9 protein-coding genes are annotated in these 11,241 nt (G+C 65.2%); 2 read left to right on the top strand and 7 right to left on the bottom strand.

Annotated elements, in window-relative coordinates; translation table 11 throughout:
- From ACVW17_RS37935 to ACVW17_RS37910, 6 genes are all read right to left on the bottom strand, one after another.
- The coding region (locus tag ACVW17_RS37935) for an ABC transporter permease (protein WP_456798918.1) at positions 1 to 564 on the bottom strand (564 nt) is incomplete at its 3' end.
- The gene (locus tag ACVW17_RS37930; RefSeq protein ID WP_456798917.1) at positions 564 to 1,328 is read right to left on the bottom strand and encodes an ATP-binding cassette domain-containing protein; all 765 of its coding nucleotides are present in this window, start codon (positions 1,326 to 1,328) and stop codon (positions 564 to 566) included. The genes ACVW17_RS37930 and ACVW17_RS37935, both read right to left, overlap by 1 nt.
- A 31-nt stretch (positions 1,329 to 1,359) precedes the next feature.
- Positions 1,360 to 2,706 carry a carbohydrate porin gene (locus ACVW17_RS37925; RefSeq protein WP_456749882.1) on the bottom strand — a complete coding sequence of 449 codons (1,347 nt, stop codon included), beginning with the start codon at positions 2,704 to 2,706 and terminating at the stop codon, positions 1,360 to 1,362.
- Between the two features lie 207 nt (positions 2,707 to 2,913).
- Positions 2,914 to 3,975 carry an ABC transporter permease gene (locus ACVW17_RS37920; protein ID WP_456798916.1) on the bottom strand — a complete coding sequence of 354 codons (1,062 nt, stop codon included), beginning with the start codon at positions 3,973 to 3,975 and terminating at the stop codon, positions 2,914 to 2,916.
- Complete coding sequence (locus ACVW17_RS37915; protein ID WP_456798915.1) at positions 3,972 to 5,498, bottom strand: sugar ABC transporter ATP-binding protein; 1,527 nt, start codon at positions 5,496 to 5,498, stop codon at positions 3,972 to 3,974. The genes ACVW17_RS37920 and ACVW17_RS37915 overlap by 4 nt, the downstream gene beginning before the upstream one ends.
- A 63-nt stretch (positions 5,499 to 5,561) precedes the next feature.
- Entirely contained in the window at positions 5,562 to 6,527 is a 966-nt protein-coding gene (locus tag ACVW17_RS37910) for a sugar-binding protein (RefSeq protein ID WP_456749879.1), read from the bottom strand.
- Positions 6,528 to 6,768: 241 nt separating this feature from the next.
- Here ACVW17_RS37910 and ACVW17_RS37905 point away from each other — a divergent pair, with 241 nt between their 5' ends.
- Entirely contained in the window at positions 6,769 to 8,040 is a 1,272-nt protein-coding gene (locus ACVW17_RS37905) for an ROK family protein (RefSeq protein ID WP_456749878.1), read from the top strand.
- An 83-nt stretch (positions 8,041 to 8,123) separates the two neighbouring features.
- Positions 8,124 to 8,882: an SDR family NAD(P)-dependent oxidoreductase gene (locus ACVW17_RS37900; RefSeq protein ID WP_456798914.1), complete on the top strand. Its 759-nt coding sequence runs from the start codon at positions 8,124 to 8,126 to the stop codon at positions 8,880 to 8,882.
- 5 nt (positions 8,883 to 8,887) lie between these two features.
- Here ACVW17_RS37900 and ACVW17_RS37895 read toward each other — a convergent pair whose 3' ends face one another.
- Complete coding sequence (locus ACVW17_RS37895; RefSeq protein WP_456798913.1) at positions 8,888 to 11,239, bottom strand: xanthine dehydrogenase family protein molybdopterin-binding subunit; 2,352 nt, start codon at positions 11,237 to 11,239, stop codon at positions 8,888 to 8,890.
- Between the last annotated feature and the right edge of the window lie 2 nt (positions 11,240 to 11,241).

Genomic DNA, 11,241 nt, shown 5'->3' with positions numbered 1-11,241 from the left:
AAAACTGCCGCGGCCGTTGGAGACGACGTAGCCGAGACCGCGCACGATCGACAGCATGCCGAGCGTGGTGACGAAAGGCGACAGCCCAAGCACCGCGATGCAGAAGCCGTTGACGAGGCCGACGATCAGCGCGACGCCGAGTCCGGCCAGCACCGAGACGAGCAGGATCAAGCCCGGCAAATTGGCGACCGCGGTCTTGCCGTCAGCGCCCAGATGCACGAACCAGTCAGCGCCGGGCAGACCCGGTGTCGAGATCTGCGTCATGACCATCGAGGTGATCATCGCGGAGAAGCACATCACCGAGCCGACCGAGAGATCGATGCCGCCGGTAATGATGACGAAGGTCATGCCGAGCGTGGCGATGGCGATGAAGGAGAAGTTCTTCGCAACGTTCTGGATGTTGCCTTCGGTGAGGAAATAGGGGCTGGCGAAGTTCATCACCACGAACAGCACGAGCAGCGCCAGCAGGACGTAGCCGGTCTGCGAGGCGAAGAAGCCGCTCTGCCACCATCTGGCCTTGCCGACATTGGTGAAGCTGATCGGAGAGTCCAGGGGCGTGGCCATCACGCAGCCTCCTTCGCTCCGGTGATGAGGGACGTGACCTCCTCGGGGCTGGTGTCGCCGATTGCTTTGTCGGCGCGCTTCTCGCCGCGGCGCATCACGACGACGCGGTCGCAGACCGCGAACACGTCGGGCATGCGGTGCGAGATCAACATGACCGCGACGCCCTGTTCCTTCAGACGATGGATCAGGCCCAGCACCTGCTCGACCTGGCGGACCGAGATCGCGGCCGTCGGCTCGTCCATCATCACGAGCTTGGCATTGGAGAGCCGCGTCCGGGCGATCGCGACCGCCTGACGCTGGCCGCCCGACATCTGCTTGACGAGGTCATGCGGACGGGTCTCCGAACGTAGCTCGCCGAACAGCTCCAGCGCACGCGCCGCCATCGCCTTGTGGTCGAGCAAGGCGAACGGACCAAGCTTGCGCTTGAGCTCACGGCCGAGGAAGACATTGGCCGCGGCCGTGAGGTTGTCGGCGAGGGCAAGGTCCTGGTAGACCACTTCGATACCGACCGCACGGGCATCGATCGGACGGGCGAAATGGACCGACTTGCCGTCAAAGCGGATCTCGCCGTGACTTGGCGGGAAGTTGCCGGCAATGATCTTGACGAGCGTCGACTTGCCGGCGCCGTTGTCGCCCATCAGGCCGACCACTTCGCCGGGAGAGATGCGCAGGTCGACGCCATGCAACGCGCGAATGGCGCCGAACTCCTTGCCGATGCCCTTCAACTCCAGGACCGCCAGCCCGGCGTCGTGAGGGGTTACCATGGCTGGCCTCGTTCGAACATATGCCGGCAGCTCAGAAGTGCACCAGCGTGCGCAGGCCGAGAATCCAGGCGTTGTCGGTCTTCACGCCGGCGGCGTTGTAGCCGCGTCCGCCCGGATTGATCACGTACTGGGCGTCGAACTTGAGGTTCATCCAGCCGGTCGCCTGCCAGCCGTACCAGGCTTCGATTGGAACTTCGTTGCCGCCGGCATTGGGTGTGAGCGCGGCCGTGTTCACGTGGGTCGTGCCCACCGCAAAGCCGACCTCGTCGTCCGGACGCCAGGAGAACGTGCCGGTGTGCCTGAAGCCGAGGGCGATCTGGTAATCCTGGTACGACGTCCGGTGATCGGCGACGGTCGTGTTGAGGAAGGTGTACCAGCCCTGTGCCTTGGGGCCGTCGACGGTCAAGCGCTGCAGGATCGATTCATAGACGCCATAGCGACCGCGTGAATCGCCGAGGTTCTGGTCCGAGACACCACCGATGCCCGGCGAGATCGCGATGATGCCCGGCAGGCCGCCGTCGATGGTCGAAGCGTTGTCATACCAGCCGCCGAAGCGCCAGGTCCCGTTCAGCGGACCGCTCGGCGCCCAGACCACCTCGACCGGCACCAGCACGCCGGAGGCGGGGCTCGATCCGGGAGCGCCGGGCAGGAAGTAGACGCTGGAGTCCGACGTCGTCAGATAATTCGGATTGGCGTCGTAGACGCCGACCGACAGCTGCCATTCCTTGGTGAAGTTGTAGTGAACGACACCGCCCCACTGGCTCACCGGCCAGTTGTAGATGTAGCCACCCTGGATGTTGCCGGGCTGACCGCCGCAGAATGTCAGGTTGATGAACTCGCACAGGCCGAAGAAGAAGTCGGAACCGACCGGGAGACGGCCGCCCTTGAGTTCGAGGCGATCATCGAACAGCTTCTGCGACCAGTAGAGTTCGGTGAGGCGCAGAATGTTGCCGCGGCCGAACACTTCGTTGGTCAGCTGCAAGGCCGGAATGCCTGCCTCGTCATTCAGATTGTGGCCGAAGCGGTCGACCAGCGTGAGGCCGACGGTGGCGCCCTGGATGCCGGCGAGCTTTGCCATGTCGAACTTGGCCTGGAAGAACAGCTGACCGGCCTGGGTCGCGGTGTTCCTGTTGCCGCCCGACAAGTTACCGACGGCTTCGTCACCCAGCGTCAGGGCCAGCGAGATTCCGCGCTCCTTCAGCTGCGTTCTGCCGAGATCGCCGAAAAGATACGGCCTCGTCCAGAAATCGTCGGTCTCCGTGTAAGGCACAGGCGGAGCCTTCGTTAGCAGATCGGCAGCACGCGCGCCGCCGAACAGAGATAACAGGGCGATCCCCACGCCGCACGCCCGCGCGGTGCTCACAGACCAAGATGACATTTTCTGCACTCCCAGCGTCCCCGGCTTTGTCTGTTTGTGTCGCGTTCCGGCCCAAAGCCCCTCAGCCGAAACGCGCCCCGTGTATCGATCCGTCAACTTGAGATAGAAACGGCGCGCACAGCAAAAGCGACCTTGCGCGTCGAGCTCCCCTCAAGCTCCTCTTCTCAAGTCGCCGCGACCATGCTGCTCCCCGGTCGCGCCGTACCGTCATGCCTGCTCGCCCGTGCCCGTCCGCACCGCGGCCGCGCTGAGCGTCGATGTGCTCTGCTTTCCCTGGCCGGATGGCGCCTTCGGCGCCGTGCGGGCGAGGCCAGCCAGCGCGGCCTTGCGCCGCCGCCGCGCCTGCAATTGCTGATCCGCCAGCACGCCGATCAGGATCACCGTTCCCATCACCGCGAAGTTCAGGGAGTTCGGGATGCCGAGGATGTTCACCAGGTTCTGCAGCACCTGCAGCAACGCCGTGCCCAGCACGATGCCGAGAATCGAGCCCTCGCCGCCGCGCAGGCTGCAGCCGCCGAGAACCGCCGCCGCGATCGCATAGAGCTCATAGAAATTGCCGAACGAACTCGGCGAGACCGAGTTGGTATAGAACACGAACATCACGGTCGACACACCGGCGAGCACGCCGCTGATGACATAGGCGGTCGCGATCACGAGGTTGGTGTTGATGCCGGAGAAGCGTGCCGCTTCCTCGTTCTTGCCCACGGCATAGAGCCAGCGCCCGTAGACCGAACGGTGCAGCAGCACGCCGAGGATCAGCGCAAGCACGATCAGGAAGATGAAGGTGTTCGGAATGCCAGCGACGTTGCCGGAGGCGATGTTGCTGAGCGTGCTGGCCTCGTCGCCGTAGCCGAAGCCGCGGGTCGAATCGCTGGTGTAGTAGCGCGCCGCGCCGCGATAGATCAAAAGCCCGCACAGCGTCACGATGAAGGGCTGCATCTTCAGCCGCGTGATCAGGAAGCCCTGAATGCCGCCGAGTGCCAGCCCGCCCATCAGCACCAGCAGCAGCGCGAACGGCCAGGGCACTTGATAGGTCGTCAGCAGATCGATGAAGACGACGCCGAGCAGCGCGAACATCGAGCCGAGCGAGAGATCGATGCCGCCGGTGATGATGACGAGCCCTTCGCCCAGTGCGAACACGCCGAACAGGCCGATCAGATTGGCCATGTTCAGCAGGTTCACGAACGACAGGAAGGCCGGATTGATCACACCGGTGATGGCCGAGATCACCGCCAGCAGCAAGAACAGGCCGAGTTCCTTCTTCATCATGACGCCGCGGCCTCCTGAATTTCGAGCGCTTGGCCGACCGCCAGCCTCAACACGTTGTATTCGCTGAACTGGTCGCGCTCGAGCACGCCGCTGACACTGCCTTCATGCATCACCGCCACCCGGTCGGAGACGCCGATGACCTCCTCCATGTCCGAGGAGATCATCACGATCGCGACGCCCTGGTCGGCGAGGCTGCGCATCAGCGCGTAGATCTCGCTCTTGGCGCCGACGTCGATGCCGCGGGTCGGCTCGTCGAAGAACATCACGCGCGGCTGCATCGAGAGCCACTTGCCCAGCACGACTTTCTGCTGGTTGCCGCCGGACAGCGTCACGGCTTCAATGTCGACGCTCGGCGCCTTGATCGACAGCCGCCGGGCCTGGTCCTTGGCGATCTTGCGCTCAGCCGTACCGTTGACCAGCCACATCCGCGCGTGATCCAGCAGGCTCGCGAGCGTGACGTTTTCCCGGATCGGCAATTCGAGCACCAGTCCGGATTTCTTGCGATCCTCCGGCACCAGGTAGATCCCTTGCCTGATCGCATCGCGCGGCGAGCCGACGCCGACCGGCATGTTGTCGACCCTGATTTCGCCAGCCAGCAGTGCGTCGACACCGAACACGGCGCGGGCCAGCGAGGTGCGGCCGGCGCCGACCAGGCCGGCGAGGCCGAGGATCTCGCCGCGACGTACCGACAGGTTGACCTGCCGGTCGGGAAAGGCCGATGTCACGACGCCTTCGATATCGCAGCCGCCCGGCTGCGGCGCGTGGGCCGGCGGCGTATACAGCGCCTTGAGGTCGCGGCCGATCATCAGCCGGATCATCGCTGCGTGGCTGAGCTCGTCTCGCGCCAGCTCGCCGACCGTGCGCCCGTCGCGCAGCACCACGACGCGATCGGCGCAGCTCATGATCTCGCCGAGCCGGTGGGAGATGTAGATCACCGAGATGCCGTGCGCCTTCAGGTCGGCGATCACCTCGAGCAGCCGCTCGGTTTCGGAAATCGTCAGGCTGGAGGTCGGCTCGTCCATGATGATCACGCGGGCGTCGATCGAGAGCGCCTTGGCGATCTCCACCATCTGACGCTCCGCGATCGACAGATTGTCGACCAGCGTGTTCGGCGTGAAATCGGCGCCCAGACGTTCCAGCAACGGCGTCACCCGGGCACGCATCTCGGCATTGTCCACCAGCTTCAGCGGGCCGCCGGCAAGCTTCTCGCGCCCGATGAAGACGTTGGCCGCGACGTCGAGGTTCTCGAACAGATTCAGCTCCTGGTGCACGAAGGCGATGCCGCATTGCGTGGCCTCGCTCACCGTCATCCGGGCGTGCTCGTTGCCCCCGATCCGGATCACGCCCGCGCTCGGTTCAATCACGCCGGCCAGCACGCGCATCAGCGTCGATTTGCCGGCGCCGTTCTCGCCGATCAGGCCAAGCACCTCGCCGCGGCAGACGCGCAAATTGACGTCGTCCAGCGCCCGCACGCCGGGGTAGGTCTTGCTGATTCCGCTGAGTTCGAGCAGCGTCTCCGCCATTCGGCATATCCTCCTGCATCCGCCCGGCTGCCTGCGGCGGCCGGGCGGTGATGCCGACTGAAGTTATTTCTTCAGCAGTTCCTTCATCTGTCCGGCGAACTCCGCGACATTGGTCTTGCTGATGACCTTGGTCGGAACGATCAGTTTGCTGTCCTTCGGAATCCAGGACTTGTCGCCGTTCAGCGTCTTGATGATGTTGGTGGCCGAGAGATAACCGAACTCGTAGGGCTGCTGCACGACCGTGGATTCGATCGTGCCGTCGGAAATGCCGCGCAGCGTGCGCTGGTCCTCGTCGAAGCCGACGATCTTCACCTTGCCGGCCTTGCCCGCGGCCTTCACCGCGTCATAGATCAGCGGCGTTTCGTAGCTCCACAGCCCGGACAGCAATGCGATGTCGGGATATTTGACGAGCACGTTCTCCATGTTCGCCTTGGCCTTGGCGAAGTCCACCTGGTCGGTGAAGACGTCGACCAGCTCGACCTTGGTGCCGGCGATCGCTTCCTTAATGCCCTGTACGCGCTCGCGGGCGTTGTCGGCATCCATCGTGCCGACGAACAGTGCGATCTTGCCGCCGTTCGGCAGCGCCTTCTTGATCTCCTCGCCGGCCTGCCGTCCCGCTGCGACATTGTCGGTGCCGATATAGGCCAGGCGGTTGCTCTGCGGCGCGTCGCTGTCGGTCGTGATCAGCACGGTCTTGGCTGCGACCTTGTTGAGCTCTTCGGTCGCATGCGGCGCATCGTCGACCGAGATCGAGATGCCGGCGACGCCACGCACCAGCAGATCGTCCAGTTCGCGGCGCTGGCCGGCCGCCGTCCCTTCATTGGTGACGATCAGCTCGATATTGTATTCCGGGTGCTCCTTCTGTGCCTTCTCGAGCCCGCGGCCCGCGATGGTCCAGAAGTCGGCGGCGACATTGGTCACCAGGGCGATGGTCTTTTTTTGCTGCGCCTGTGCTACCCCTGTTGCCATCGCGAGCGCGGCTGCGCCCGCGAGCAGCGGCACGATCAATCTTTTCATCGAGTCATTCATATGCACCTCCCTGACGACACCCCCGGTGAGGGGATTTCACGCTCGGCGCTTTTCACGCCTTATTTTATTCACGCAGCTAATAAATTATCGCGACAAAATGTCCAGTCAAGGGTGTTCATTCCGACGTCTTCAAGTAATAATAGTATGATGGTGATGTATTTTCGCCGCTATCCGCCATTTTTGACCAACTTCTGAGCCGCATACGTTGAATAATTTTATCGAGCGAATTAAAAAAGTCGGCATGAACGAGCAGTCTGAACCGCTGAGACGTGCTTCAAGTGTGGCTCGCGGGTCGAGCCGCGGTCGTCTCGTCGAGGTCCTGCGGCGTCAGGGGCCATTGCCGCGCGTCGAGCTCGCACGCAGCACCGGGCTGAGCTTCCCGGCGATTTCGGCAATCACCTCGAAACTGATGGCGGAAGACCTGCTCTGCGAAGCCGAGCCGGATGCGGCGGCGCTGTGGACCGACGATACCGACGAGGACGATGCGGACGGGCTGAACGGCCGCCGCCGCGGCCGGCCGGCGGTGCTGCTCACCCTCAATCCCGAGTTCGGCCGGATCATCGCGGTCTCGCTGCGCATGAACCTGATCGAGACATTGATCGCCGATTTCAGCGGCTCGGCCCTGGCGCAATCGCGGCTTGAACTGACGACGCGCGGCCTCGATGCCGGTGCGTTGTGCGATCTCGTGATCGCCCAGATCGAAGCCATGCTCGATGAGACGGCCACGCCGCGCGATCGGCTGCTCGGAATCGGGATCGCCTTGCAGGGGATCGTCGACGCCGACAGCGGCCGGCATTTGTGGAGCCCGGCACTGTCGATCACTGACGTCGATCTGGCGAAGCCCGTGCGCGAGGCATTCGGCGTCGACGTCGTGATGGCGAACGACGCGGTGGCCGTTGCGCTGGCGCTTGTGGCCGCCGAACCCGCATTGGCACAGGGCCTCACCGCCACGATCATGGTGGGCCATGGTGTCGGCATGGGTATCATTGTCGATGGCGAAGCGAGCTGGAGAGCCGGTGCGGGCAGTGAGATCGGCCATGTCAAGTTGGCGATGAACGGTCCGCAATGCCGCTGCGGGCAACGCGGCTGCATCGAGGCCCATCTTGCCGATTATGCGCTCTACCGCGACGCGCGCACCTTTCTCGACCTGCCGCCGGCGGTGTCGCAGCAGCCGTCCGAGGCTCAGATGGCGCTGTTGCGGGCGCGGGCACGCGCCGGCGACCCCCGTCTCGAGCAGCTATTCCGGCAGGCCGGCCTCGCGCTTGCCGAGGCGGTCGCCACGACGATTTCGGTGCTGCGCCCGGATCATCTCATCCTCGCAGGCCCCGGCCTGGAAGCGTTCGACATGATGCGCAGCGCCTACGAGGAGCGGCTCGACCGGGCGGTGTTGCCGTCGCTGCTCAAATCCACGACGGTCCATGTGCGTCCCAGCGAGTCGGCGACGATTGTCGACGGCATGGTGCGGCGGACGCTGCGGGTCGTGGATCGAAGCCACATGGAGACAACCGAGTGAAATCTCGGGAGCTGCGGCCCCAGGTTTGAGCCGCGGCAACAACGCAACCGACGCGCTTCAGGCGTCCAATCGAGAGTATGCCAATGCAGGGTGCCATCTATCCAAGCCTCAAGGACCGGACCGTCCTGGTGACCGGTGGCGGTTCCGGCATCGGCGAGGCGATCGTCCGGCAGTTCGTCAACCAGGGCGCACGGGTCGGCTTCATCGATATCGACGAGACGGCCTCGAAACGGTTGCTTGCCGACCTGCCGGCGCAATCCCGCGTCCATTTCGCGCACGCCGATCTGCGCGACATCGCGGCCCTGCGGCGCGCGATTGCCGGCATCCGCGAGGCGCTCGGGCCGATCACCATCCTGGTCAACAACGCAGCGCGCGACGACCGCCACGCGATCGAGGACGTCACGCCGGAATATTGGGACGAGCGGTTCGCCACCAATCTGAAGCATCAGTTCTTTGCCGCCCAGGCCGTTGCACCCGACATGAAACAGGCCGGCGGCGGTTCGATCATCAACATGGGGTCGGTGAGCTGGGTGATCGGCCAGGGCAACATGCCCTGCTACACGACTGCCAAGTCGGCGGTGCAGGGCCTTACCCGTGCATTGGCCCGCGATCTCGGGCCGAACAATGTGCGGGTCAATTCCATCCTGCCCGGATGGATCATGACGCAGCGGCAGCAGGACAATTGGTTGACGCCCGAAGGCGTCGCCGAACTGATGCAGCGGCAATGCCTCAAGCGCAAGCTGGTGCCGGATGACATCGCCCGCGTCGTGCTGTTCTTCGCCGCGGACGACAGCGGCGCCTGCACCAACCAGAACTACATCGTCGACGGCGGCTGGGTCTGACGACATCAGTGTGGGCGGATCAGATTATCCGTCCATTTGTCGGCAATGTGGGGAAAGGTCAGCTCCGGCTTTCGATCGAGCAGGAGCTCGAGCACCCGCGGCGGGGTCAATGGTAGCGCCTGGACGCGCTTGCCTGTGGCGTTCGCAACAGCGCAGGCGACGACCGCGCCGACATTGAGGATCGGCACCTCGCCGGCGCCCTTGGTGCCGAGCGGTCCGATCGACGGCGCCCCTTCGTAAAGACTGATCTCGACCGGCACGACGTCGAGCGCCAGCGGCACCCGATAGGTCTCGAAGCCGTTCTGGCAGACGCGGCCGTTGTCGCCGATCGTGACCTCCTCGTGCAGTGCATAACCCAGCCCCTGCACGACACCGCCCTGGATCTGGCCATGGATGGCGCGCGGATTTAGCGCACGGCCGACATCCTGCACCACGCGATAGCTGAGCACCTCGACATGTCCGGTTTCCGGATCGACCGCGACCTCGCAGTCGTGGACTGCGAATACGGGGATGTCGATCGCGTCGATGAAATGACCGGCGACGCAGCCCGGCATCGCCGGCACGCCCGCGCCGGTGAAGGCGCCGGTGCCTGAAACCGGACCACCTAGCGTCTGGGCCCGGGTCGCGACCTCGGCGACGGTGCGGCCGGAGCCCGGCGCGCCCGCGATCTCGATCCGCCCGTCGCGCATCACGAGATCATCGGGCGCGGCCTCGATCATGTCGGCGGCGACCTTCAGGAGCTTGGTGCGCACCTCCTGCGCGGCCGACAGGCTGGCGGCGCCGAGCGAAACCGTGGTGCGGCCGCCGCCGACGCCGACATCATAGCCGGCCGCATCGGTATCGGCGGCCCGGACGATGACGTGCTCGGGCGCGATGCCGAGCGTGCTGGCGACGATCTGCGGCAGGCTCTGCATCATCGAGCCCGACCCGATCTCCACGCCCGACGTGACCAGCGTCGCCGTGCCGTCGGCATTCATGTTCACGGTTGCCGCCGACGGGCCGACGAAGACGAACCAGGTGCCGACGGTGGTCGCGCGTCCATGGAGCCGGCCGTCGACACGTGGGAGACTTGGCGTTGCCGCATCGCGCAGCGTATCCATCCGTGCGAGCATCGGGCCGAGCACGTTGCCTTCGAACACCTGGCCGGTGGCGCCGAGATCCTTGTCGCCGAGCACGTTGCGGCGGCGGAAGGCCAGTGGATCCATGCCGATCCGCGCCGCGATCTCGTCGGTGTGCCGCTCCAGTGCAAAGGTGTTGTAGACGCCGTTGCAGCAACGAAAGGCACCGTTCGGCGTCGTGTTGGTATAGACCGCGCGTGAAACCATGCGCACGCTGCCGAGCTTGTAGTTGCCGCCCAGCGTGTGCGCGGTCATGGTGGTCAGGAAGATCTGTTCGCCGCCATAGGCGCCGCAATCCATCAGCACGACCGCTTCGCGGCCCACGATGTCGCCCTCGCGCGTCACCGCCGAGCGGATCCGGATGTCGGCGTTCTCGCGGAACAGGCAGGTCAGCATCTCCTCCTCGCGCGAATTGACCAGGCGCACCGGCCGACCGCTGGCGCGGGCGAGCAGAGCAGCGAAGGGCTCAACCGCCAGATCGAACTTGAGACCGAAGCCGCCGCCGACCGGCGGCACGGTGACGCGGACCTGCGATGCCGGCACGCCAAGCAGGCGCGCGGTCGCGTTGCGGATGCTCCAGGGGACCTGAGTCGAGGTCTCGATGTGGAAGCGGCCGTCCTCGTAGCTCGCGACCACCGCGCGCGGCTCGAACGCCACATGGTTCTGCCGGCCGACACGAAAGCAGCTCTCGACGATCTCGACGTCAGGTCGCGCGAACGCGGCATCGACATCGCCGCGCACGACGGTCGCCTCCCAGGCGACGTTGCCGCCACGCGCGCCACCTTCGAGCAGGACCTCGTAGCTCCGCCAGTCCGGATGAACCAGCGGCGCATCGGGTGCCAGTGCATCCGCCATGGTCAATATTGCCGGCAGCGGTTCGATCTCCACGTCGATCGCCGCCAGCGCGGCCTGTGCCTGCGCCAACGTGACGGCTGCGACCGCGGCGAGCGGTTCGCCATCGTAGCGAATGACGTCGCGGGCGAAGAGCGGGTGATCGGCGATGCCGATCCCGATCATGCCGGGCGCATCGGCTGCCGTGACGATCGCGTGCACCCCCGGCATGCGGGCAGCCCGCGACGTATCGAGACGAACGATCCGCCCCGACGGCACGGTAGCGCGCAGCACCGCGGCATGCAGCATGCCCGGCAGATACCGATCGATGGTGTAGCGCGTGCGGCCGCGCAGCTTGTCGGCGGCGTCGCGCCGGCGCAAATCCATCGTCGCGGAAACATCGGACATCC

Source organism: Bradyrhizobium sp. USDA 4473 (genome assembly GCF_054063335.1).
Note: the sequence above shows the minus strand (reverse complement) of the source record. Positions and strands in the feature narration are given on the sequence as shown.

Excerpts from the sequence above, each read along its gene's own strand:
- ACVW17_RS37915 (WP_456798915.1), bottom strand. The coding sequence starts at position 5,498 with ATGGCGGAGACGCTGCTCGAACTCAGCGGAATCAGCAAGACCTACCCC.
- ACVW17_RS37930 (WP_456798917.1), bottom strand. The coding sequence starts at position 1,328 with ATGGTAACCCCTCACGACGCCGGGCTGGCGGTCCTGGAGTTGAAGGGC.
- ACVW17_RS37920 (WP_456798916.1), bottom strand. The coding sequence starts at position 3,975 with ATGATGAAGAAGGAACTCGGCCTGTTCTTGCTGCTGGCGGTGATCTCG.
- ACVW17_RS37905 (WP_456749878.1), top strand. The coding sequence starts at position 6,769 with ATGAACGAGCAGTCTGAACCGCTGAGACGTGCTTCAAGTGTGGCTCGC.
- ACVW17_RS37910 (WP_456749879.1), bottom strand. The coding sequence starts at position 6,527 with ATGAATGACTCGATGAAAAGATTGATCGTGCCGCTGCTCGCGGGCGCA.
- ACVW17_RS37900 (WP_456798914.1), top strand. The coding sequence starts at position 8,124 with ATGCAGGGTGCCATCTATCCAAGCCTCAAGGACCGGACCGTCCTGGTG.
- ACVW17_RS37925 (WP_456749882.1), bottom strand. The coding sequence starts at position 2,706 with ATGTCATCTTGGTCTGTGAGCACCGCGCGGGCGTGCGGCGTGGGGATC.
- ACVW17_RS37895 (WP_456798913.1), bottom strand. The coding sequence starts at position 11,239 with ATGTCCGATGTTTCCGCGACGATGGATTTGCGCCGGCGCGACGCCGCC.